The 24,539-nt window shown below is 52.7% G+C and carries 19 protein-coding genes and 1 other RNA gene; 5 read left to right on the top strand and 15 right to left on the bottom strand.

Annotated elements, in window-relative coordinates:
* Window positions 1-610 (top strand): N-acetylmuramoyl-L-alanine amidase (locus tag P3X23_RS01730; protein WP_300872544.1); only part of this gene is annotated, 610 nt, incomplete at its 5' end.
* Here P3X23_RS01730 and ssrA read toward each other — a convergent pair.
* From ssrA to P3X23_RS01715, 3 genes are all read right to left on the bottom strand, one after another.
* Window positions 608-993: a transfer-messenger RNA gene (gene ssrA, locus P3X23_RS01725) on the bottom strand. The two genes, P3X23_RS01730 and ssrA, sit on opposite strands and share 3 nt — an antisense overlap.
* A gap of 54 nt (window positions 994-1,047) precedes the next feature.
* Window positions 1,048-2,751, bottom strand: coding sequence for a DUF87 domain-containing protein (locus P3X23_RS01720; protein WP_300872542.1), 1,704 nt, complete (start codon window positions 2,749-2,751; stop codon window positions 1,048-1,050).
* 74 nt (window positions 2,752-2,825) lie between these two features.
* Window positions 2,826-3,587, bottom strand: a complete 762-nt coding sequence (locus P3X23_RS01715; RefSeq protein WP_367186469.1) for a TPM domain-containing protein — start codon at window positions 3,585-3,587, stop codon at window positions 2,826-2,828.
* Between the two features lie 241 nt (window positions 3,588-3,828).
* Here P3X23_RS01715 and P3X23_RS01710 point away from each other — a divergent pair, with 241 nt between their 5' ends.
* Window positions 3,829-4,041 carry a DUF2949 domain-containing protein gene (locus P3X23_RS01710; RefSeq protein ID WP_300872538.1) on the top strand — a complete coding sequence of 71 codons (213 nt, stop codon included), beginning with the start codon at window positions 3,829-3,831 and terminating at the stop codon, window positions 4,039-4,041.
* A 264-nt stretch (window positions 4,042-4,305) separates the two neighbouring features.
* Here P3X23_RS01710 and P3X23_RS01705 read toward each other — a convergent pair whose 3' ends face one another.
* From P3X23_RS01705 to mrdA, 3 genes are all read right to left on the bottom strand, one after another.
* Entirely contained in the window at window positions 4,306-6,414 is a 2,109-nt protein-coding gene (locus P3X23_RS01705; RefSeq protein WP_300872536.1) for a M3 family metallopeptidase, read from the bottom strand.
* A 7-nt stretch (window positions 6,415-6,421) separates the two neighbouring features.
* On the bottom strand, window positions 6,422-7,381 hold the full coding sequence (locus P3X23_RS01700; protein WP_300872534.1) for a M23 family metallopeptidase: 960 nt from the start codon (window positions 7,379-7,381) through the stop codon (window positions 6,422-6,424).
* 85 nt (window positions 7,382-7,466) lie between these two features.
* Entirely contained in the window at window positions 7,467-9,245 is a 1,779-nt protein-coding gene (mrdA, locus tag P3X23_RS01695) for a penicillin-binding protein 2 (protein ID WP_300872532.1), read from the bottom strand.
* 116 nt (window positions 9,246-9,361) lie between these two features.
* Between mrdA and P3X23_RS01690 the strand changes: the two genes are divergently transcribed.
* Together P3X23_RS01690 and hisF are read left to right on the top strand one after the other, a co-directional pair.
* Window positions 9,362-10,021 carry a hypothetical protein gene (locus P3X23_RS01690; RefSeq protein ID WP_300872530.1) on the top strand — a complete coding sequence of 220 codons (660 nt, stop codon included), beginning with the start codon at window positions 9,362-9,364 and terminating at the stop codon, window positions 10,019-10,021.
* A gap of 15 nt (window positions 10,022-10,036) precedes the next feature.
* Entirely contained in the window at window positions 10,037-10,831 is a 795-nt protein-coding gene (gene hisF / locus P3X23_RS01685) for an imidazole glycerol phosphate synthase subunit HisF (RefSeq protein WP_300872528.1), read from the top strand.
* Window positions 10,832-10,856: 25 nt separating this feature from the next.
* Here the strand turns inward: hisF and P3X23_RS01680 are convergent, their stop codons facing one another.
* From P3X23_RS01680 to P3X23_RS01645, 8 genes are all read right to left on the bottom strand, one after another.
* Entirely contained in the window at window positions 10,857-13,295 is a 2,439-nt protein-coding gene (locus P3X23_RS01680) for a phosphoketolase (protein ID WP_300872526.1), read from the bottom strand.
* A 232-nt stretch (window positions 13,296-13,527) separates the two neighbouring features.
* Window positions 13,528-14,325, bottom strand: a complete 798-nt coding sequence (locus tag P3X23_RS01675; protein ID WP_300872525.1) for a TatD family hydrolase — start codon at window positions 14,323-14,325, stop codon at window positions 13,528-13,530.
* A gap of 5 nt (window positions 14,326-14,330) precedes the next feature.
* Window positions 14,331-14,627, bottom strand: a complete 297-nt coding sequence (rpsT, locus tag P3X23_RS01670) for a 30S ribosomal protein S20 (RefSeq protein WP_300872523.1) — start codon at window positions 14,625-14,627, stop codon at window positions 14,331-14,333.
* Window positions 14,628-14,669: 42 nt separating this feature from the next.
* Window positions 14,670-15,431 carry a nickel pincer cofactor biosynthesis protein LarB gene (gene larB / locus P3X23_RS01665; RefSeq protein WP_300872521.1) on the bottom strand — a complete coding sequence of 254 codons (762 nt, stop codon included), beginning with the start codon at window positions 15,429-15,431 and terminating at the stop codon, window positions 14,670-14,672.
* A complete protein-coding gene (locus P3X23_RS01660) occupies window positions 15,432-16,898 on the bottom strand; it encodes a site-2 protease family protein (RefSeq protein ID WP_300872519.1) in 1,467 nt (488 codons plus the stop codon).
* Window positions 16,899-16,923: 25 nt separating this feature from the next.
* Entirely contained in the window at window positions 16,924-18,852 is a 1,929-nt protein-coding gene (htpG, locus tag P3X23_RS01655; protein ID WP_300872517.1) for a molecular chaperone HtpG, read from the bottom strand.
* Window positions 18,853-18,889: 37 nt separating this feature from the next.
* Window positions 18,890-20,089, bottom strand: coding sequence for a radical SAM family heme chaperone HemW (gene hemW / locus P3X23_RS01650; protein WP_300872515.1), 1,200 nt, complete (start codon window positions 20,087-20,089; stop codon window positions 18,890-18,892).
* Window positions 20,090-20,149: 60 nt separating this feature from the next.
* Window positions 20,150-22,993: a UPF0182 family protein gene (locus tag P3X23_RS01645; protein WP_300872512.1), complete on the bottom strand. Its 2,844-nt coding sequence runs from the start codon at window positions 22,991-22,993 to the stop codon at window positions 20,150-20,152.
* Window positions 22,994-23,095: 102 nt separating this feature from the next.
* On the opposite strand from P3X23_RS01645, the gene P3X23_RS01640 reads away from it, so the two are divergent.
* Window positions 23,096-23,635, top strand: coding sequence for a peroxiredoxin (locus tag P3X23_RS01640; RefSeq protein ID WP_300872509.1), 540 nt, complete (start codon window positions 23,096-23,098; stop codon window positions 23,633-23,635).
* 15 nt (window positions 23,636-23,650) lie between these two features.
* On the opposite strand, the gene P3X23_RS01635 is transcribed toward P3X23_RS01640, so the two are convergent.
* Window positions 23,651-24,496 (bottom strand): tetratricopeptide repeat protein, encoded by an 846-nt coding sequence (locus P3X23_RS01635; RefSeq protein ID WP_300872506.1) that lies wholly within the window; start codon window positions 24,494-24,496, stop codon window positions 23,651-23,653.
* Window positions 24,497-24,539: the final 43 nt, after the last annotated feature.

Below are 24,539 nucleotides of genomic sequence, written 5' to 3'. Positions count from 1 at the left end.
CTCACCGACGAGTGCTCCTACACCCATTGACGTGCCCCCCACAGCAACAACCCAGCCCGTCCCCCGTGGCCGTTTGGTGGTAGTCATCGATCCCGGACATGGCGGAGGCGATCCCGGTGCCATTGGTATTGGCGGCATTCGTGAAAAGGATATGGTTCTGGAGATTGGTCTGCAAGTTGCCCAATTTTTGCAGCAGCAAGGGGTACAGGTGATGATGACTCGAACTACAGATATTGATCTAGACTTGGCTCCGCGGGTGGCCATTGCCGAACAGGCACGAGCCAATGCATTTGTGAGCATTCACGCCAACGCCATTAGTCTGGCTCGCCCCGATGTCAATGGCTTAGAGACCTACTTTGCACCCGGACGTTCAAGTCGCTTGGCCTCTGCAATTCACAACAGTATTCTCAATTCCCTGAATATCCGAGATCGTGGAGTTAGGGCTGCTCGCTTCTATGTAATTCGCAATACGTCAATGGATTCTGCCCTTGTCGAGATAGGGTTTGTTACAGGTGCAGAGGACGCTGCCAATCTCCGGAATCCTGCTTGGCGGACACAAATGGCACGGGCGATCGCCCAAGGCATTCTCAACTTTTTGCAGAGACGTTAATGGAGCTGACGGGAGTCGAACCCGTGTCCGCCCTAGCTATTCATCGACTGCTCCTTCACAGGTTTAGCCTTTCTTACCCTCAGGCGGGAACTGTTCCTTATCCCGAACAGTAGGATGCTCTGGTAGAGTCTTTACTAAACAGCTCACCAGAGAGAGCTGCCTAGTGCATCCGTTGGGGTTAACCCGCTGCCCTTAACGGAGTCAGACAGCGAGTGCTCGAACCTGGATAGAGGTCTTAGGCTACCGCAGCAGCTTTACGAGCGAAAGGAACGATGTTGTTCGCAGTTACTTTTAGTTTGGACTCTGGATTAACGAGAGATAGCCCACTCTCGACCTGCATCACAGCCCAACTTTCACTAGGACGTCGAAGCCGTTTCAGCCCCCTGATTAGAGCTATTTCTAAGTTAGCGTATTTTCTTGAACTTGACAATAGGGAATTACTCAAGGGAGCGACGGCCGATGGTGTAGGGTTTTGAGCGTGGTGCCGGTTTTGCCATAGTCATCTTACGGTCTAACTGTTTGTATTTGTCAAAGTAGGATTGCCACACAGAAGGCGCATCCAATGTATCACCCCCATGGGTGGTCAAGCGTTGCCGCACCCGACAAAGAACTGGTGTATTCACACAGGCACCGGCAATAATCACTTGGCCTTTACTGAGGGCGGGCAGTTCTTTAAGCAGATCCCGCCCTGCTGCCTCTACTCCATGTTTGAGGCTCTCTTGATCCACGGGATTGACAATTCGGAGAATAAACTGGCTCATACACTGGGAAAGTACATCACTGTCTAGTTTTCCTGGCCGCTGGGTAATGAGTCCCACCCCCACTCCAAATTTACGCCCCTCACTGAGGATAGTGCGCAATACCTGCTTACATTGGGAGGGTTCATGGGCAGGGGCAAAGCGATGCGCTTCCTCAATCAAAATAAAGACCGGGTAGGGGAGGTACTGCTCATGTCCCTGAGAGACGTGACCTTTGTGGGTATTGATGCGAGCGTGGTTTGCTTGACGCAAAATGGCCGTGGCAATGACCTGCTGCTCCTCTAGGGGAATCTCATTCATTTGTAAGATCGTTACTTGACCGGGGACAAATAAGGTCTGCAAGGATAAGTGTTCGTGGGAATGGAAGTAGGGAGAGCGCTGCATCTTTTCTAGTTTCCAAGCTAGCGCATCGGCGGAAGACCCCTGCTTGATATTCCCCTCCTCGTTTTCAACTTGATCCACGCTATAGACAGTGTTGATTAAGTCCTGTATGCCCCAATAGAGCTGTTTATAGGTACTGCGCACTTGATCGTAAGCTTTTTTGAGAATGGCCTGCTGGCGATCGCTCATCGGGGGAAGCAGTGTAAGAATATCGTAAAATTCAAGGGAAGAAACCCGTATTTTAATTTCCTCTGGTGAAATACATCTCACCTGAGGCTGATAGCCATCGTTGCCCCTAAAGGCGTCATGTCCCCTGATTTGCGTCAGTGTATGGTATTCGCCGTGGGGGTCGAAAATGAGTACTGCAGCTCGATTTTTGGGCAACAGCAACTCCTCCACCAAAACTCCTGCGGTATAGGACTTGCCAGATCCTGTCCCTGCGAGGATAGCCACATGGGTGCTCACGAGTTCTTTGACATCAAGGGTAATGGGAACGGCTCCCTCCTCCCGTAACAACAGCGAACCAATGTGGGCAGCGCCTACCTCCTCAGGTTTTTTCTTGTTGAGAACGCGCTGCAGCAGTTCGTTTTCCGCCAGATACACCTTAGCGCCGGGCAAGGGGAGCCGCCGCAAATTATTGAAGCCAAACACTGGGTGAAATTCCCCAATGACCTCCACGGTCATTTCATAGAGTTCCGGCGATTCACAGGTAAAACCAATGAGAGACGCCACTGCGCTGGTGTTGAGTTCATAATCGGCAAACATCCGATCTGGCAGATGCTCAATGAGACGGCAGCCGGTAATCTTGCCCAAAACTTCGTGAGCATTGCCCCTGTCGGAATTCACCCCCTCCTTTGGGCGATCGCTCAACTCATAGTAAACAAATTCACCAATCCGAGACGGTTGAGGGTCAGTAGTAATAAACACGTATTCACTGCCGCTCTCTCCAGGGCCTTTAACAATGCCAACGATGGTGCGGGAGGGATTGTGATTGGTAATCATTGCCCAAGATGGCTGCCCCAACAGAGGTATGTTTAATCTCAATCCTAAGCAATTAATCAGGTGTAGGAAAGATTCTACTCCTCCAGCACCGGCGGCAGACTAGGGCCAGGAATTAAAAAAGCAACAATTGCACCAAGAGCAAAACCAGCAACATTGCGCAGAATCGGAAGCCACTCTTGGGTGCGCGCTAGCACAGGCCCTAAGCCAAAGGCAAAGAAAAGCATTCCCCACAGCGGCGAAAAGAGGAGAATCCACTTCCAAGCCACTTTTTGATCGGCACGGCGGGGACGAGCGACAAAGCCCAAAATAATCCCACCAAAGATAGAAGTCGCAAGGGTGAGCACCCACTGTTCTTGGGGTAGTCCCGGTACAGCGCGGCATCCCCCTTGGGCAAGGCAGGTTTCAATAGCATGGAGGGATTGCAGGATTGCCTGATCTTCGCCGTTGTCACGAACAAAGTATTGATTGCCAAAACGGGTTTGTAACTCGACCCAAAAGGTGCGCTGGAGAACGCGGTAAGCGGTGTCTCCAACATTGAAGTTCAAAAGATTGCCACCACGGGTGTCAGCCACCAGCAGAATACTGCGATCATCCAAGTCCCAAAAATCCCGTACCGCTAAGCCGGGAGTGCGATCGTATTGGGTGAGGACACGCAGTTTCCACCCTGTCTGTGCTTCAAAGTCTGCCAGTTCGCTGTCGAGGCGTTCTTTTTGAACCGGTGTGAGAATTTGGGCGAGGTCAACGACATTGGTTGGCTCCTTAGGCAGCAATTCTGGATTGTTAAAGCTGTGAGCAGGGGCGATCGTCCCCAACCAGCAGAGGCTCACCAGCACCATCCCTAAGCCAATTTGGCGAAACCAGCGCCACACGTGTTCAAGCATCGTAATAAAAATTTACAAATAGGGCATCTTTTTTAATTATCTTAAGGGTATGCTGCGAAACATTGCAATCAGCCCCAGCGCCTTCCCAGACAATATGCAGCTTTTGTTAAACTCACCCTATCCTGAGAATCCCGTTGTTATACTGCAAGTCTAAAGGTTGTCCTGTCCCTGTTTTACTGGTTACTCCTCACCGACAATGTTCCACTCTCCTCAGCTACTGCAATACCTTGAACAGGAACTGGCACTGCCACCAGAGACTATTGCCATGGCTTTGCGTCAGTGGCAACAGCAGCGGGGATCACTGCCGATTATTCTTTGGCAGTATGGATTAATTACGCTGGAGCAGTTGGATCGGATTTTTGAGTGGCTGGATCAAACGCGAGGCGATCACCTTCCTCAGGTTCTGTAAGTTCTAAATAAAATTTTCCTTTCCTAGAAGCGAGGTCTTCCCTTGGGGGAATTATTATCTTCGACAAACCTGCCTATGAGATTCCCCTTCAATCCTTAGCAACTGACTTTAGGACAACCGGATACACTGGGGGAGTAATTAGAAACTTTTCAGAAGTTTCTCCTTAAATTAAACTCAAAAGTATCAAGATTCATGTGACTTGTTGATTTAATTGTCTATGCTGTTTCTAAGTGTTTTCAGAAAAATGCTCACCCTTTTCCCTAACTAAGTTTTTGACAATAAGCCTCGGTGCCGTAGCAGGGGTTCGGTGATAGGTTCGCGCCCGCGGAAGGCCTTGAAAATTTCCATGGGAGGCTGGCTGCCGCCAAGGGCAAGCACCGTGTCGCGATAGCGGCGTCCCATTTCAGCAACAGCCTGCTCGTTGTCTAGACCCGCTTCCTCAAAGGCGGCAAAGGCATCGGCGCTCAGAACCTCCGCCCAAAGATAGCTGTAGTACCCCGCCGCATAGCCGCCCGCAAAAATGTGGCTAAAGCTACAAAGAAAGGCATCTTCTGGCAGAGGGGGTAAAATCATAGTTGTCTGTGCTAAGCGATCGCGCACTCGCTGGGGCGTCTCCCCCTGACCTGGTTGATAGCGATGGTGCAGTTCTAAATCCAACAAACTAAAGTGCAACTGACGTAACAGGGCACTGCCAGCGCGATAGGTACGGGCAGCAACCAGCTTTTCATAGTAGTGCTCTGGCAAGGGTTCTCCTGTTGCGTAATGGCGAGCCATACCCAAGAGGGTAGGGCGGTGGTAGCACCAATTTTCCATAAATTGGCTGGGGAGTTCCACTGCATCCCACTCCACGTTATTAATGCCCGCTGCCCCTGCTTCATCCACTCGCGTTAGCATGTGGTGCAAACCATGACCAAATTCATGGAAGAGGGTTTCCACCTCGCTAAAGGTCATCAGGCTGGGCTTGCCATCCACAGGCGGGGTTTGATTGCAGACCAAGTAGGCCACAGGTAAACGAATTCGCCATTCTCCCTGAATGCGATATTTGGCACGACCAAGACAATCGTCCATCCAAGCCCCGCCTCGCTTCTCGGCAGGACGGCTGTAGGGGTCAAGGTAAAAGTGGGCAATTGTTTGGTTGTGTTCATCGAGGATGGCAAAAAGACGCACATCGGGATGCCAAACGGGGGCTTGTCCGTCTGCTGGTACCACCGTGACACCAAAGAGCCGCTTCACTAAGTCAAATAGCCCTTCAAGCACTTGGGGCAGGGGGAAGTAAGGACGGAGTTCTTCATCGTTAAAAGCAAAGAGGGCTTCCCGCTGCCGTTCTGCCCAGTAGGCAATATCCCAGTGCTGGAGATCGTGGGCTTCCGCTGCCCCTTGGGCCGCAGCAAAAGCTTTGAGTTCCTCTAGTTCCCGTCTGGCTGCAGCGTAGCTAACTTGGCGCAACTCCTCTAGGAGCTTTTCTACACTGGCAACACTGTCGGCCATTTTGCTGGCAAGGCTAAGTTCAGCATAGGTGTTAAATCCCAATAGCTGCGCTTCTTCTACCCGCAGGGCAAGGATGCGCTCAAGAATTGGACGGTTATCCCATTCACCACTGCTGGCACGGGAAATATAGGCACGATAGACCTGTTCCCGCAAATCCCGCCGTTGGCTGTGTTGCATGAAAGGGCCATAGCTGGGAAAGTCTAAAGTGATGTGCCATGGCCCTGTTTCTGGGCTGGCGGTCTCAACACCATCTTGGCGAGCGGTTTGCGCTGCAAGGGCAAGGAGGCTAGGCGGCAGGCCAGCGACTTCATCGGGTTGAGTGAGCTTGAGGCGGAAGGCCTTGGTGGCATCTAAAAGATTGTTGGCAAACTGAGTGGATAGTTCCGCCAGCTCTAGCTGAATAGCGTTGAAGCGTTCCTTGGCTGCCCCCGTCAAACAAACACCACTATGTTCGGCGTTGCGAATGGCAGCTTCGACAATGCGTTTGCGAGCAGGGGAATAGCTCTGAAATTCGGAACTAGCGGCCAGCGTCTTAAACCCTTCATAGAGGGGGCGGGATTGTCCCAAACGGGTGGAGAACTCCACCACTTGGGGTTGAACGGCTTCGTAGGCTTGGCGCAGTTCAGGGCTGTTTTTGACACCTGTAAGATGGCTTACAATGCCCCATGTCCAACCAAGGCGATCGCTCAGACGTTCGAGGGGTTCCACGAGTCCTTCCCATGTGGGCGTGAAGGATTGCTCTAGGGCGTCTAATTCCTGGCTGAGTTCCTGCAATAGTTGGCGCACCGCTGGCTCAACATGGCTCACCTGAATCTGATCAAAGGGGGGAAACCCATCTCCCCGCAATAGGGGATTATCGGTGTAAGGGGAAGTGGCAATAACCATCGGTCTCCTAGGAATTGCGATGCGGCTGCTGACGCGCTTGGGCGATCGCCTGCTTTAACTGCGCTAATGCCAATTCTAACCGCGCTTCGGGAGCAACGGGAATGAGTCCCTGAACTGTCATTTCATGAATCTCAAAATGTAAGTGCGGTCCAGTGGAGTTGCCCGTACTGCCCACCAAACCAATGACCTCGCCCTGTTTGACCCACTGACCGGGATTGACAAAAAGCTGCGAGAGGTGGGCATAGACGGTTTGGTGCTGTTTTGGTGGGTGTTGCAAAATCACGGTGAGGCCGTAGCCCCCCAGCCAGTTGGACTTAACAACACGGCCATCAAAAACTGCGAGCACGGGTGTCCCCTCCGCTGCGCCTAAATCGGTTCCCCAATGGAAGCGGCGATCGCCAAAAATGGGATGGATGCGCCAACCAAACGTGGAAGTAATAGGCACTGGAAAAGGTAAAGGAAAGAGCATTTGGCCATTGTGGATCTTCAGCCACCGCAAGGGATTAGCGCCCGGAAAGGGTTGACGCACATAGGCCGGTGCAGCGGATGGAGCAGGGGGCACAAAACGTCTAGGGTTGGCAGTATTGCCAGGACGATCCAAAGCTGGAGTAGAAGGCAGGGCGGCTGTGGCGGTCACTGGCGATTGTTGAGACGCTTGGGCTTGGCAAATACTATTGGGAACCCCCTCGGTAATAACTGCCCGACAGCCAGTAGAGCGCTCTTGGATAACCACAGGAATGGATTGGGCAGGCTTTAGGTTTTGAAGCGGCTCACTGCCTGCTGGCGGATCAACGGGTTCGGGGGAGAAAATGAGGGGATTGCTGTCAACGGCTTGAACTGGATTCACCAAAGGTAGCTCAGGGGCTGCCGCTTCCACAGGAACAGGCTCAGCCATGCTGCGGTATCCCCCACAGCCCAAGGCCAGAACACCCAAGGTCACCCCCACAGGAATGATGCGCTGCTTCATGATGGTTGATCCTGTTACGCTCCTTCAAATTCTAGGCAGAACCTGAGGCAATAGCAACGTGTTGAACCTGTTGGCTATGTAGGAGTTAGCGATCGCGAATCTTCATATAGGCTTGAATGACCTGCAACACCATCGGGCCACAAACGGAGCCACCGCTGCCACCGGAGTTTTCAGCAAAGGCCACAACCACAATTTCCGGTTGATCGGCCGGCGCATAGGCTCCAAACCACGTATGGTTAGGGCGGGGAGGATCCTCACCCGTCCCACTTTTGCCAGCGATCGCTACTTCACTAATGTTCAAGGCAGCACCGGTGCCGCTGGTCACCACCTGTCGCAGGCCTTGGCGGAGTACTTGCACCGTAGAGGGCTTCAAATTTAACGACTGGCGCCAGCGATGCGGGTTTTCTGAGGCAATCAAATGCGGACGCACTTTGTAGCCGCCATTGGCGGGCACAGCAAACATCACCGCTGCTTGCAGGGGACTGACCTGGAGGGCACCTTGGCCAATAGACATGATCAAGGAGTCCCCATCATACCAGCCTTCACCAAAGGTTTTCTGTTTCCACTCGGGGTCAGGCACAAGACCCGCTGCCTCGCCGGGTAAGTCAATGCCAGTCTTTGCTCCCATACCAAAACGATGTGCCCAATGGATGAGAGTCTCAGGTCCAATTCGGCGCGCCACTTGGCCAAAGAATGTATTACTGCTCCAAGCTAAAGCACCAGCAAAGCCAAGGGGACCAAAGCCGGCACGGTTCCAATCATGGAAGGCAAACCCAGCCGAATAGAGGGCAGGGTAAGTCATCAATACTGTATCGGGGCTAAACTTTCCGGACTCAAGACCTGCCACTGTCGTTACAATTTTGAAAGTACTGGCGGGGGGGAACCCTTGGAGGGCACGGTTAACAAAGGGAAATTGCCGCCGTTGTAGCTCCGCCCATTGCGCTTGGGTGATGCGGCGGGCAAACCAATTGGGGTCAAAGGCAGGGTAACTGGCAAGGGCCAGAATCGAGCCATCGCGGGGATCCATAGCCACGATCGCCCCCGGCCGATTCCCCAAGGCTGCTTCAGCGGCTTTTTGCAGGTCTAAATCCACAGAAAGAGTAATGTCGTTCCCCGGTCGCGCCACCTTTTGGCCGAGAATGCGGATTACTTTGCCCTGGCCATCCACCTCCACCTGCTGACCGCCCCAAGTTCCCCGCAGAACCTTTTCATAGGTAGCCTCAACGCCCATTTTGCCCATGACATCGCCAAGACGGTAACCCTGATCCTGGCGGGCAGCCAATTCTTCCTCATTCAGTTCACCAATGTAGCCAATGATGTGGGCAGCCGTTTCACCATGGGGATAAAAGCGCATGGCTTCGCGGTCAATTTCTACCCCTGTCAAAAAATTGCGATGCTCTTCAAGGGCGACAATTTGCGCTTGAGTAATTCCTTGGGCAATGCGAATCAAAGAAGGGGAATTTACCCCTGCTTGTTTGACCCGCGCTTCAATTTCAGCAGCAGGGATATTGAGTACTCGCGAGAGGATTCTCGCAGTCTGCGGCCATTCGGGCTTTTTAGCAGCAAGGGGCCAGAGGAAAACGGAGTAGGAGAACTTGTTCCCCGCAAGAATCCGCCCTTTGCGATCCAGAATTTTGCCGCGCTCTGGGGGCTTAGGAATGAGGCGAATGCGGTTTTCATCGGCCATTTGCCGATTGCGATTCCCTTCGACAATTTGCAGGTAGCCCAAGCGAGGAACAATGCCCCCTAGGAGAAATAGCGTCATGAGTGAGAGTAGTACCAAGACTCGCCCCCCTTTGCCCACTTTGCGATTGCAGGCTTGGTCGGTGAAGGAACGAGTAGGGCGCGTTTTAAGCATTGCCATAGGCGTGAGGAGTTGATGAGCTGATCAATAGTGATTAATTGCCACTCTATCAGATGCACTAAGACCGGAGTTCAAGAATTCCGATAACCTAGAAAAAGCCTCTGTACTCCAGCTTCATGAAGCGATCGCGCGCCCGTCCCCAAGTCCAAGCCCCTAGTCAAAATCTCGACTCGTTCCTCGACGTCCTCACCAATACCGTGGGGGTAATGATCTTTGTCTGCCTTTTTGCCAGCTTAACGGCGGCAGTGTCTCCTGCGCTGGTGCGTACCCCCATTGCCCGCGAAACTCGCAAGCAAGTGTATTTCTTTGAGTGTCGTGAAAATCGTGTCCTGCCCCTTGAGGAGGATCAAGCCAGTAAGGCCATTGATCACCATCTGCGGCGCATCACAGAAAATCCCTTTGCAGATCTGCACCAAATTCAGCAACAATTAGAGTCCTTTCGCCACAGTACCCGCTACTACAATGTGCACTTGAGTCTGGTTCGCAACCAAGGACAACCGATTTTGCAAACTCTTTTTGAGCCTCGCGATCGCAGCGGTGGTGAATCCCCGCGCACAATGGAAAAACCCAGCTCAAACTTTCGCCGGACAATTGATCGTCTCTTACCCGGCCGCTATTCCCTTGTCTTCTTTGTGCGTCCCGATAGCTTTGATTGTTTCCGGGCTGCCCGCGCCATTGCTTGGCGCAGTGGCTTTGATGTCGGTTGGGAACCCATGGCGGAGGGGCGCGCCATCATTTTTGTCAGTGGCGGTGGTCGCCGTGTTACTGTGCAGTAGTCCCAAGGAGGCCAAATGCTTGCCAAACGAATTTTGCCCTGTTTGGATGTGAAGGCGGGTCGCGTTGTCAAGGGTGTGAACTTTGTCAACTTGCGCGATGCCGGCGATCCTGTGGAACTGGCTCAAGCCTACAATGCAGCGGGTGCTGATGAATTAGTGTTTCTCGATATTACAGCTACCCATGAAGAGCGCAATATCCTCATTGATGTTGTCTATCGCACAGCAGATCAGGTGTTTATTCCCCTGACGGTGGGGGGGGGTATCCAGTCCCTAACGATGATCAAAGACCTGTTGCGCGCCGGGGCAGATAAGGTGAGTCTAAACTCGGCGGCAGTGCGGCAACCCGATCTCGTGAGCCGAGCCAGCGATCGCTTTGGTGCCCAGTGTATCGTTGTTGCCATTGATGCACGGCGCGACCCCCACTGGGATCCGCAACAGCCCCGTTGGCAGGTCTATGTACGGGGTGGACGGGAAGCCACCGGCTTGGATGCCCTTGAGTGGGCGGTGGAAATGGCTAAACGGGGGGCGGGGGAATTGTTGGTGACCAGTATGGATGCAGACGGTACCCAGGCGGGCTACGACCTCGAATTGACGCGAGCGATTGCCGAGCGGGTGGAAATTCCTGTCATTGCCTCCGGCGGGGCGGGCACCTGTGAGCATATTCGCGCTGCCCTTGTGGAAGGAAAAGCAGAGGCGGCACTCTTGGCCTCGCTCCTGCACTATGGCCAACTGACGATTGCCCAAATTAAGCGCTATCTGCAACAGCACCAAGTGCCCGTACGCCCAGCAGAACTCCTCCCTTGCCAATAAGTGCAGAGAGGGGCTAGAGGATCAACTAAAACGGCCAGGTCCAGTGGCTAAACTCGGGCTTATCCACACCGTACTCGTAGGCGTAGTTACGGGCTTCAATTTGCATGTTGCGGAATTTCTCCTTGGCATGGGCACCCGCCACTTGAAGAGCGGGGAGGCGATCGATGGCATCAATGGCCAGACTAAAGCGATCAATCTCATTATTGATGGCCAGCTCTAGGGGGGTATTGATGTTGCCCTTCTCCTTGTAGCCGCGCACGTGCAAATTGCGGTGATTGTGGCGGCGGTAGGCAAGACGGTGGATCAACCAAGGATAGCCATGGAAGTTAAAGATAATCGGGCGATCGAGGGTAAAGAGACTATCAAAGTCGCGATCGCTAAGGCCGTGGGGGTGTTCGGTTTCGGGTTGCAGCTTAAAGAGATCCACCACATTGATATAGCGAATCTTCAACTGTGGAAACTCCTGCCGCAGGAGGGCGATCGCCGCTAACGCCTCTTGGGTGGGAATATCCCCAGCACTGGCCATCACCAGATCCGGCTCACAGCCTTGGTCATTGCTTGCCCAGTCCCAAATGCCTATCCCCTTCGTGCAGTGAATGACAGCTTGATCCATCGTCATGTACTGCAAGTGCAACTGCTTGTCAGAAACAATCACATTTACATAGTTTTTGCTCCGCAGGCAGTGATCCGCCACCGACAGCAGGGAGTTGGCATCGGGGGGCAGGTAAATCCGCGTCACCTTGGCACTCTTGTTGCAGACAATATCCAAAAATCCCGGATCTTGGTGGGTGAAGCCATTGTGATCCTGCCGCCACACCGTTGAGGTAATCAGCAAGTTCAAAGAAGCAATATCAGCCCGCCACGAGAGTTCATTGCAAATGCTCAACCATTTGGCGTGTTGGTTAAACATCGAGTCAATCACATGGACAAAAGACTCGTAGGTAGAGAAAAACCCGTGCCGACCCGTCAGCAGGTAGCCCTCCAGCATCCCCTCCATAGTGTGCTCACTGAGCATTTCAATAACGCGACCATTGGGAGACAATTCACCGCCATCGGCATCCTCATCCAAGTATTCCGCAATCCAGAATTTCTGACTGACCTCGTAAATGGCATTGAGTTTATTAGAGGTATTTTCATCGGGACCAAAGACGCGGAAATTGGTCATGTTATTGCGCATAACATCCCGCAGAAAGACCCCAAGGGGACGGGTATTCTCCACCTCAATTTGCGCCGGTTTTTCAAACGTGACGCCGTAGTGCCGGAAGTCAGGCATTTTCAAATCCTTGCGCAGCAGTCCACCATTGGCGTGGGGATTCATGCCCATACGGTAGTTGCCCGTAGGTGCTAAAGCCTTGAGTTCAGGGCGGAATGTCCCATTCTCATCAAAAAGTTCTTCGGGACGGTAACTGCGCAGCCAGTTTTCCAAGAGCTTGAGATTTTCAGGGTTGGTGTGGACATCCGCTAGGGGCACCTGGTGTGCTCGCCAGGAACCTTCTACTTTGTGGCCATTCACTTGCGCAGGGCCTGTCCAACCTTTGGGGGTACGCAGCACAATCATCGGCCAACGGGGTAAGGTGGTGACCCCCTCTTCGCGCGCTGCCCGTTGAATCTCTTTAATTTTAGTGACGCAGTAGTCAAGGGTTGCGGCCATAGCTTGGTGCATTGAGGGGCGATCGGAACCTTCGACAAAGCAGGGGTCATACCCTAAGCCCCGGAAATAGCTCTCCAAATCTTGATGGGGAATCCGTGCCAGAATCGTCGGGTTGTTAATCTTGTAGCCATTTAGGTTAAGAATCGGCAAAACTGCCCCATCGCGCGCCGGGTTGAGGAACTTATTGATGTGCCATGAGGTGGCCAAAGGACCCGTTTCCGCTTCCCCATCGCCAACTACTGCCGCGACAATTAGATCGGGGTTGTCAAAGGCCGCACCACAGGCATGGGAAAGGACATAACCCAGTTCTCCCCCTTCGTGAATCGAGCCGGGCGTTTCGGGGGTGCAGTGGCTACCAATGCCACCGGGGAACGAGAATTGCTTGAAGAATTTTTTTAGGCCGTGGGCATCCTCACTAATGTCGTGGTAAATCTCGGTGTAACTGCCCTCAAGGTAAACGGGTGCCAAGACCCCCGGTGCCCCATGGCCAGGGCCGGCAAGAAAAATCATCTCCTGTTGGTACTTTTTAATAATGCGATTGAGGTGAAGATAGCAAAAGGCTAGACCCGGACTCGAGCCCCAGTGACCGAGGAGGCGTTTTTTGATGTGTTCGGGTTTGAGGGGTTCTTTAAGTAGGGGGTTATCGAGTAAATAAATCATGCCCACGGCCAGATAGTTACAGGCGCGGAAGAAGGCATCCATGGCCTCAACTTCACTTTCACTCAAGGGTTGTCCTTGAATCGTGGCGCGAGCAGGACCAAAAGCACGAATATCATCGGTGAGTTCAGTGGGACGGGGAGGAGAGCTAACCATACAGTATCCTCGTCAAGTCAGCATGAGTATCCAGAAAATCGACCTAGATCAATCGATCCAGGTGCCAACGGCATTCCAGAGAGTCCACGGGTTACCAAAAGTATTTGCTAATTAGGGACACATCCTAAGCTATTGTCCTTAGCCTACAACCCCATCCTAGGATGCTAGATAAATGCCCTAGATCTTTTAACGTGGTGGAATTTTTGAGTCGAGCTGGGGAAGTGTTTGGGACTTAAAGGGCAAGTTCGCTAGGTAAGGGCAAACGAAAGAGATTACAGGCGTTGAGGGTCGTCTGCCGTTCTAATTCTAAAAGATCACACTGTCGTAGTCGGGCTACAGCTTCGGCTACAAAACGCACATAGCTGGGTTCATTGCGTTTTTCGCCCCGTTTGGGCACAGGGGCAAGGAAGGGACAATCGGTTTCCACAAGCAGGCGATCGCTGGGAACCATCTGTGCCGAGGCATGGATTTGCTTAGCGTTCTTAAAGGTAACAGTACCGCTAAAGCTAATAAAAAGACCAAGGTCGAGGAACCATTCAGTTTCTTCAGGGGTACCGCCCCAGCAGTGCATCACTCCTTGAACAGGCCCGCGATCGCGAGCAAATTGCCGAATCAAATGCCGCGCTGCTGCTGCTGCATCCCGACAATGAATGATAACGGGCAAATTCAACGTGTGAGCCACCTCTAACTGTGCCCAAAAGGCGGTTTCCTGCTCTTCGCGATTCGTGGCTTTGTAAAAATCTAGACCTGTTTCGCCAATGGCAACCACTTTCGGCTCACTGGTCGCAAGGCCGGCGATTTTATCTTTGAGACCGGGATGCCACTGCTTTGTCTCCAATGGATGCAGACCCACGGCCATAAACAGTTCTGGAAATTGAGCTGTAAGGCGTTGGATTGCGGGAAATTCACTGGGCTCAACGCAGGAATGAACCAGCCGCACTACCCCCGCCCATCGCCAGCGCTCAGCTACTGTTTCGAGATCGGGCGCATACTCTGGAAAGTTGAGATGGACGTGGGTATCCACCAACATAGAGGCTAGGAGGTGGGTTGCAGTGTTTTGTTGAGGATGCGGCTTAGCCGGGCTTTGCGACGGGCTCCGGTATTGCGGTGAAGCACACCACGCTTTACAGCTTTGTCAATTTTGCTAAAAGCCAAGTTGAGTCGGTGCTGGACTTCTGCCAGTTTTTCTGGCGTGGGGTCGGCAGTGTACTGGCCAATGGCGGTCAAGTAGTTTTTAATCAGCGTCCGCACTGCCGAGCGATAGGCTTTGTTACGCAGACGGTTGCGCTCAGCAATTTGAGCACGTTTAGCGGCAGATTTAATGTTAGCCACAGGTCACCTGATGATCAATCACACATGAAGAACAAATGATCATTATAACCGTTGGCTCAGGGATCGCAAGATCTTGGCCGCCAGCATTGCTGCCCCAAAGCCATTGTCAATATTGACAACGCCAATGCCGGGGGCACAGGAGTTGAGCATTGTCAGCAGCGCTGCCAAGCCCCTAAAGTTCGCGCCATAGCCCACACTGGTAGGTACAGCAATGACAGGTACAGACACCAGCCCCGCTACCACACTAGGAAGTGCCCCCTCCATGCCGGCCACCACAATGAGTACAGCCATTTGCTCTAGGCGATCGCGCACACTCAGGAGGCGATGAATGCCAGCTACGCCCACGTCCCAAAACCGTTCCACCGCGAACCCGCAGAGTTGCAAGGTAATGGCTGCCTCTTCGGCCACGGGCAAATCCGCTGTACCCGCACAGACTAAGCCCACCGGCAGCGGGGACTGGGGCGGCAAAATGGGCGCCGTACTACAAATTTGGGCTTTCTCGAAATAGTGCAGTCCTCCAAGGCGAGCTCGCACTGCCTCAAAGACCTCTGGGGAAATGCGCGTGGCCAGCACACAGGGATAGTGAGGACGCATTCGCTCCAAGATTTCGGCAATCTGCTGCGGTGTCTTACCGGGTCCCCAAATCACCTCTGGAAAGCCCGTGCGCTGCTGCCGCTGGTGGTCAATTCGCGCAAAATCGCCAATGGGTTCATAGGTGAGATGTTGGAGTTGGCGATAGGCGGTTTCCACACTCAGTTGCCCTTGGGCGATCGCCGTCAAAATTTGCCGTAGTGAATCCGGCATTTAGCCTCCAATTCCTAACCGTCCTGCCAATCCCGGCGCCATCGGGATTAGGGTGGCCGCCATTAAGAACAACAACAACAGGCCAAGACCGGCGCGGGTGTCATCCGGTTCTGTGATCTCATTGAGACTGGGTTGATCCACCCCCCGCTGCAACAGGAGAATCACCAATGCCCAATACAAGGCCAAAGGATTGACGATCGCCACCAAGCCCAAGACCACAAGGTTAATGATCGTCAGTCGTTTGGCGGTTTTGGTGCCGTAAATGGCTTGAACAATACGCCCGCCATCCAGTTGTCCCGCCGGCATCAAGTTCAAGGCGGTCATGATCAGGCCTAACCAACCCAGAATCACTAAGGGATGGACTATCACCATTTCGCTTTGCAACTGCTGACCTAAAAAGAGCTTGGCGATCGTCCCCACCAAGATTGATCCTTGAAAAAAGAGAGTCGGTACCTCCCAACCCTGAGTTGTGGGCGAGAGGACAAGGCCAATGCCCAACAGCAGCAGTGAAAGACTGCCAGCGGCAATCGCCCCCGCTGCGCCGATGTCAAAGAGCTGGCTGCGATTGGCAAGGAAAGATTCAATGCGGGTGATGGCACCAAACGTCCCCAACTGCCACGCTGGCAAAAAGATGGGCGGACCCAAGCGAGCTTGATAGCGTTTGGCCATGAACCAGTGACCCAGTTCCCGTACGGCTGCAATGCCAAAAAGGCCGAGGGCAAAGGGCAGCGATCGCTGGAAAAGACCGGGGGTGGGATTCCCCAGTAAGCTAAACCCCTGCAAGATGGCACTGGTCTCCAAACAGGTTCCGAAGGTGGCCACCGCCAAGAAAATCGCTGCCAGCTTCTGGAGAGTGCCAGAGCGAATGGGTTCGGTCGTCAGCGGCAAGATCACAACCATTGGCTTGCCTTCACTATTGGGCACCATAAAGAGGCGGTAGCGGTCGGGCAAGGCCGCTTGGAGGCGCTCTGTGAGCTGTTGATGGACAGCCTGAGCCTCACCGCGCAAATTCCCTGGGCAGATGATGCCCCCTTTGTAGGGAATGTAGTCGGTGGCAAAGTAGGTATCTACGCTAAAGATACTTTGAATGGCTTGTAGATCCTCAGCGGGAAGGGTTGGCTTTTCGGCAGCTTGGGCTGGGGTCGTCTGTTCGGCGCTGGCCTGCTCGAGTTCAGTACGGCCAGAGGAAGCAGGGGGCAGGGGCAGTTCGGCAGTGGCCGCCAGCGATCGCAACCAGCGCCCAAGGGCAACATAGGCCACAATGGAGAACACTAGGCCAAAGAGTACCGCCGCAAAGTTAATCACAATCCCAAAGCTGAGACTGCCAAAGACCACCAGCCAAGGGAGCATCAGGACAAGGGTTTGCAGCCAAGCCACAATCCCCAACTTGCCGTAGGGCAGGTTACGGTACAGTCCCCACCCCAGTAGGGCGATCGCTCCCGCCAATAGACCTGCTGTAATAATCATGGGTTACCTCCCGCTTCTGCAAACCTTAGCGTGTGGCCATGGTGGTCAATTGGGTCAGGACTTGACTGGCACGCTCTGTAAATTGCTGCATACCATTGGCATCAAAGCCCCGCTGCGACATTAAGGCCAAATCGTAGATATACTGACACAGCTTTTCGACCAATGCACCCGTTTCTGAGGTGCCACTGGTTTGAATAATCGTTCCTTGGCTGAGGCTGAGGAGATTCTGCACTAGGGGATGCGCCGTATTCACAACGAGGATATGCTCCTCTGGCAACTGGGCATTGAGTTGCTGCTGCATCATTGCCATCATTTCCTGCATTCGCCGACTGGTTTCCGGCAAAAGGATCATAGCCGGTGGCGCATCTGCCTTCAGGGCTTCCGTACGGATGGTTAATTTGGGCTTTTTCAGCACCGATTCAAAGAGTGCTTTAATTTGCTCGCTGCGGGTTTTGTTAGTTGTCGGGTCAACGAGTTCACTTTCTTTGGTTTTATCAATGAGGGTTTCATCCAATTCGGCATCAACCCGCAGGAACTTGACATCGCTATAGTTTTGCTCTAGCCACGGTACAAAGTGGGTATCAATGAAGCTGTCCATAAAGAGCACTTCGATCCCTTGGCTTTTGAGCAGTTGCACATAGGTGGCCTGATTCACTTCGTCAGTGCAGTAATAGACGCGGTTGCCTTGGCGTGCTTTGTTGCGCTCGCGGTACTCCTTGAGCGTGGTATAGGTTTTGCCATCTACACAAATTCCGCCCTCTTTGGCCCATAAATCGTCGCCCTCTTTGGGGGTTAGCTCCGCGGTCGTGCGATAGATGAGAATATCCTCCACTTGTTTTTTGAATTTCTCATCGTTAATTGAGCCAAACTTGACAAAGGTGCCCAAGTCTTGCCAAGAGCGCACGTAGGCCGTAGGGTCTTCGCGGTACAGTTCTTTGAGGCGATCGCCCACCTTCTTGGCAATGTAGTCGGCAATTTTGCGCACGGTGCGATCGTTTTGCAGGAAACTGCGGGATACATTCAGGGGAATGTCACTACTGTCAATGACACCCCGCAGCGGGAGCAAAAAGCGTGGGATTATCTCTTCACAGTTATCGCTGACAAAGACTTGATTGCAGTAGAGCTTAATTTGCCCCTTGCTGACATCAATATCGGGGCGCAGCTTTGGAAAATAAAGAATCCCATTGACCACGAAGGGATAGTCGGTATTGAGGTGAACCCAGAGCAGGGGATCTTCTTGGAAGGGATAGAGGTAGCGATAAAACTCTAAATAGTCCTCTTTGCTGAGGCTATTGGGAGAACTTTTCCAAGGGGCAATTTGTCGATTGATTTGCTCGCCTTCAAGCTTGATGGGCACAGGCAAAAAGTCACAATACTTGCGCACCAGCTCGCGGATGCGGGCCGGCTCCAAGTACTCTAATTCACTGTCTTGCAGTGTGAGGGTTACAGTAGTGCCAACGCTGGTGCGCTCACCGTCAGAGAGAGTAAATTCAGTGGAGCCATCGCAGGTCCAATGTACGGGAACAGCACCTTCGCGGTAGGAGAGGGTATCAATTTCCACCCGTTCTGAGACCATGAAGGCGGAGTAAAATCCTAGGCCAAAATGTCCAATAATGGCGTTTTCCCCTTCGCCTTTGTATTTTTGAACAAATTCCTCAGCACTGGAAAAGGCCACTTGGGTAATGTACTTTTTCACCTCTTCGGCCGTCATGCCAATGCCGTTGTCGGCGATCGCCAGCTTTTTATTCTCTTTATCAATTGTAATTGTGACTTCAGGGTGATCTACATCCCCCTTGTATTCCCCAGAACGTGCCACCATCCGCAGTTTTTGAATGGCATCCACCGCATTGGAGACCAGTTCCCGCAGGAAAATCTCATGATCGGAGTAGAGCCACTTTTTAATGATTGGAAAGATGTTCTCAGTGTGAATTGAAATGGTTCCCTGTTCCAACATGATGTTTCCCGTGAGTGCATTCTTGGTCAGACAACCTCTAGTGTATCGGTAGGGGTTCCCCTTTCTGTTGGCGGAAAACCGATCTCTCCAATGCTTCCCAAAGGGTAACAATAACGTGATTGGCCACTAGAAATCCTTCTGGCTGTGTCAAGTGCAGGCGATCGCCCGTCACACAAAGCGTTTTGGGAGACACTTTTGCTGCTGCCATTTGCAGAGCTTCAACCCACGATAGAGGAAATTCATCCGCCAAAGTCTTCAAACAGAGGCCGTTTCTGAGGCGTAACCCCAACATAATGGTTTCCACCCAGCGATCCCACAGGGAATCTGGATTCACCCGATAGAGGCTCTCTGGTAAGGTTTGTAGCCATTGATAGTATTCACGGCGGGTACGCGGGCGGCTGAGGCGGCGATGCTCCAGATAACTGGTGGCTCCCATGCCAAAGCCATAGTAGGATTGATTGCGCCAATAGACTTGATTGTGACGACAGGCAAACCCCGCTTGGGCATAGTTGGAAATTTCGTAATGGTTGTAGCCCGCTGCTGTTAGCTTTTCGTGGCCAAGGCGATAGGCGGCGGCGACCTGCTCTTGGGTAGGTAAGGGGGCCGCTTCCGGTTGATAGCGTTTGCTGAAGACGGTTTTTGGCTCAATGATCAAGTCATAGATTGAAAGATGAGTTGGTTTGAGGGCGATTGCTCGTTCTAGGGAGAATTGCCAGCGCGCCAGGGATTGTTGCGGCAGACCTAAAATAAGATCTATGCTCCAGTTTTCTACCCCCGCCCTATGAATCATTTCAACTGCCTGCTCAACCTCGGCGACAGTGTGACTACGGCCGCAGAGCCGCAATAGCTCATCATCAAAGGCCTGGACACCCAAGCTAAGGCGATTCACGCCTACCCTGAGATAGCCCTGCAATTGTTCTAAGGCAAAGGTCCCTGGATCCATTTCCATGGAAATTTCCGCCCCCAGCGCAATCCCTATCCGGCGATCTAGAGCTTCCAGCAGTTGGCCAATATACCGAGGCGGTACTAAAGAAGGCGTTCCCCCCCCAAAAAAGATCGTTTGAAGCGGTTGCGGATCAGCAGGAGTCTGGGCAATTTCTTGGCACAGCGCAGCCACATACTCTTGAATCAAGGATGCTGCCAACGTCGGAGAATCCCCCATCACTGTAATTGGAAAGTCACAGTAAAAGCAGCGGCGCCGACAGAAGGGCAGATGGATGTATGCAGCTGTTGTCATAGTTTTTTAACTGGTTTGTATCCTTGTGTTGTTTAGCGATAAGGATTCAAGGCCTTTCCCCTACTGGGGAAAGAGTTGTTTTAGAGCCTCTTCGAGGGTAGGTGCCATCACAATCCGCTGATTGTCCATGACAATGACCCGTGCCAAAGTGGGCAGTCGATTTTGATCGGCTTCCAAGTAAATCGGTTCGACATAGAGGAGCGATCGCTCGACGGGAATAATAAGAAGATTGCCCTGCACCGATCTTGACCCTTGGCGATTCCAGAGGGAAATTTGCTGTGAAATGACTGGGTCTTGATTGATGCGAGCCTCCATTTGTTCGGGGCCAAAGACCAGTTCTTGTTTAGGAAAAACGTACAGCAGGAGTTTGCCATAGTTTTGGCCATCGGAGCGAGCCGCCAGCCAACCAATGAGGTTCGGACGATTCACGGGCGTAAAGGGGACAAGAAGAATAAATTCCTCCGTATAGCCAATGGGCAGCTTGGTAATCAGGTAGTAGGGAGCAATGGCTTGGGATTTTTCGCGGTAAATCTCCTTAGGAATTTGCCAGAGGTCTTCGCGGTTATAAAAAACAACAGGATCCGTCATGTGGTACTTCAGGAGCTGTTCTGACTGTACCTGCATTAAATCAATGGGGTAGCGAATGTGACGATAGAGGGGGTGGGGCATGGAACTCAAGGGACGCAAGAGTGTGGGAAAAATTCGCTGCCACGTGCGAATCATGACATCATTGGGTTCAACCACATAGAAGGTGACATCACCGTTATAGGCATCCACGACCACCTTGACGGAGTTGCGAATGTAGTTAAACGAGTGCTGCCCCGGATCGCTATAGGGGTAGTAGCGACTGACAGTATAGGCGTCAATAATCCAGTAGAGATAGCTGACCCCCGCACTGCTGGGGCGAGCAGCAATGGCGTGCTCAGAGCGTAGATCGGCGACAACAAGATAGGGTTCACTGTCAAAGCGCAAGAAGGGAGCGATCGCCCGCACACGATCCTGAATCAATCGCCGGAAGAGAACCCGTGAGTCGGGGCGCAAATTGGGGGTTAGCAGCAATTGCCAATCCCGAAAATAGACGCCATAGACTAGGCGGCGCCACCAACTGGTAATGGGCACGCCTCCACTACCGTCGTAGTGGTTATAAACATTTTCAGCGCCGCGGGGAAAATCCAGTTCTGGGACATCGGAAGGAGCAAAAATGTAGGTATTGGTGAGTTCACCGTAGTAAATCCGTGGATAGAAAAACGGGATACTCTCGCGGATCTGAGGCGGATTAACCAGTAGCTCACCTGTGTCGCCAATATCGCGCACAAAGTACTTGGGCAAACCATTGACTTCTGCTGTATTCACAGGACTCATGGTGAAGCCATAGCCGTGGGTAAATACGAGGTGCTCGTTAATCCAACTGCGGGCAAACCGCTGAACCGCACTGTAATCTACTTCGCGAGCGGCAATGAGGACTTGGCGAATTTCCGATGGGTCTTGCCCAGGCGATAGTTTCAGATAGTAGCGATCCAAAAATGCGGCGGGAAACCGATAGTAAGAGCGCAGTTGTTGGAGTTGACGGTTGGTTTCAAGGAGGGGGCGGGTATCCCAAAGGCGAATGTTACGGGTAGTGGCGGCATTAGCAGCAATGATCTCGGCGTTGAGGTTATTTTCTGGTTGGAAGGGTTCGACCCGCATTTTTTCAAGGTCAAAGCCTTCACGGGTATGGGTAATGGTGCGTTGAATGTAGGGCAGTTCCCGTTGCAGTTGGTTAGGTTGAACAATGGCTACTTCAATAGCTGTGGGTAGGTGCCAATCTGCAATTAGGATGACCCCTAGATAGCCCACTGTAAACCCAAAGAAGCCGGGGGCAATCGGACCTAGCCGCCGCTGCCCTTCTCCGCCCCGTCGAATCGCTGACCAAGCCAGTAAACAGGTGACGCCAAGGGCCGAGGCCGAAAGCCAACTATAAAGGGGTAAGCGCACGCTGACATCGGTATAGCCGGCACCAAAAGCAGCTCCATGGGTTGAGTAAAGAAGCTTGTAGCGCTCTAGCCAAAAACTAAAAGCCACTGTCGCAAAAACAAACGCACTCAAGCCCTGCAAATGTCGCCGTTGCGATCGCACAAAGCCGAGGAATTTGCCATGACTGAGACTTTCATTGGCAAGGAGATACCCCAAGGCCGTTCCCGCTAAACCAACAACACTGAGATTTACCAACCACAGTCGCAACAGTTCCCATAAAGGGATGTGAAAGAGGTAAAAGCTAATTGAGTGGTGAAATAGCGGTTCGGTATGGAAATCACTGACCGCAAAAAGTCCCTTGAGCACCACTGACCAACTCAGAAAAGCAATTGCCCCCATGGCGAGGCTCAAGAGAATCCCTACCCCCTGAAAGAGGCGCACGGGCAACCAAAGCCCCAGTATCAGCGCCCCCAGACTAGGCACCAATAACCAAGGATTCTGTACCACTTGCAGTGAGATTTCTGCCACTCGCCAAACACTCAATTGCGGGAGCAGAGGGCTATTAAACGTAATTTCTGAGCGCTGTTGCCACAGTTGTAAGGCGATCGCGCCAATGTGGTAAGTGGCAACAATCAGCAGCCAAGTTAAACCGCTCGCACACAACAAAAGCCGCCATAGCCCCAGTCCCCGATAGGTACTCCGTGCTGTTAGGGTTGGATCGAGGGTCACTGTGCGTTGCCGCAGTAGCCAGTGTTGCTGCCAGCCATAGAAAAGTGCCGATAACCCCGCAACCGTAAGAAATAGTAAGGCTTGGACACTCCAGCGCTGCCAGACCACCTGCAAATAGCCCAGTTGACTAAACCAGAGGCTTTCGGCAATCAAGCAGCACAGCCCCGCCCCAAGGGCGATCGCCAGCAGCAGCGCACAAAGCCAGCGCAACCAACGGGGCATAAACTGTACAACAGAGAGCGACGGCATCAACCTCGAAAAATCGCTAAAACTAGGGTAAAGTGCAGCTAGATGCTTTCCTAAGGCCAGTTTAACGATTTAGCCATGTTCTTGCGCTCACTACTTGTTGCCCTTTTGAGTTTGATGCTGTTTTTCAGCCCATCAACCCCCAGTTGGGCCCTCGGAGGCGAACTGCCGCCTCTCAATGCCCCAGCACCTGATTTTTCCCTTCCCAGCAGTGTGGATGGTCAGCCCATTTCCCTCAAGGATTATCGCGGTAAGTGGGTCGTGTTGTACTTTTACCCCAAGGACTTTACCTCTGGCTGCACCCTCGAAGCCCAGCGTTTCCAACGCGACATTGAGCAATTTCATGCCCACAATGCTGAAGTCATTGGCGTCAGTGCTGACTCTGTGAACTCCCATAAAGATTTTTGTGACAGTGAAGGCTTGACCTTTCCCCTCCTTTCTGACCCCGATGGCCAAGTCAGCAAAGCCTATGGCTCGTGGTTGGGGTTTGTCTCGCTCCGCCACAGCTTCATCATTGATCCTGAAGGCATCCTGCGGGAGCGTTATGTAAAAGTAAATCCCGCGATCCACAGCCAAGAGGTACTAGCACGCCTAGAGGAACTGCAACAACAAACTTAAGTATTAATTAAATATTTATTGCTGTGGGGAGGGTTTAGGAGTAACTGGAGATTCAGCTTGCACCTGCTGCGCCGCCTGCTGAATGGCATCTTTATACTTGGCGGGGGCTAATTCCACAGCTTTGGCATAGAGGGAAGCCGCCTCAGTCTTTTTCCCCTGTTCCGTCAGCACCATTGCTTGGGCAAGAACTGGGCGAAAATCATTGGGGTTTTCTTTGCCGAGGTTTTGGAAGAGGGTCAATGCCTCATCATAGCGTTTTTGTGCCATATAGACATCGCCAAGGAGGAGTTGCACAGCCGTAACATCTACGCTCCCCGGTTGCACTTTGTTGGCGGCCTCTGCTCCTTTGAGGGTCTCTTCAATCAAACCAATAGCGGCTTGGGGACGATTTTCTTTGAGGTAAAGATCCACTAGCCCCCGCAGGGCATTGAGGTTCCCCGGCGATTGGGCAAGAACATTCTGAAAAGTTTGAGCAGCCCCCTCGCGATCGCCCGTTTGTTGTTGAGCTTGCCCTAGGAGAATGGCATAGTTTGTTTGTTCAGGCCGCTGAGCCGCCAACCGCCGCAACGGCTCAATGACGCTGGCAATTTCCCCTTTGCCCTGTTGAATGAGTTGCAGCCGCGCCAGTACCAAGCCTTCCAGTGCCGTGGCATTGTTGGGTTCACGCTCTAGCACCAGTTGATAGCCCTTTTCTTGGGCTTGGAGTTCTGCAATTTTGTCTCCCGCCGCGGAATTAACCACAGGGCTAGGGGTGGCTTGAGGGGCTGTAAAGGCACTGGTGAGCAGGGGCATCACAGAAATGGCGATGAAGGGAATCATCCCCAACGCCAACACTAAAAAGGTGATCCATTTCCTGCGCATTCTGCCTCCTACCCAATGTTTCCTGTGCCAGTACGATTCTAAC

Origin of the sequence: Thermosynechococcus sp. Uc (assembly GCF_029335995.1) — a bacterium.
In the GTDB taxonomy this organism is placed as follows: Bacteria; Cyanobacteriota; Cyanobacteriia; order Thermosynechococcales; family Thermosynechococcaceae; genus Thermosynechococcus.
The sequence above is the reverse complement of the archived record's forward strand: the minus strand, read 5'-3'. Positions and strand labels throughout refer to the sequence as shown.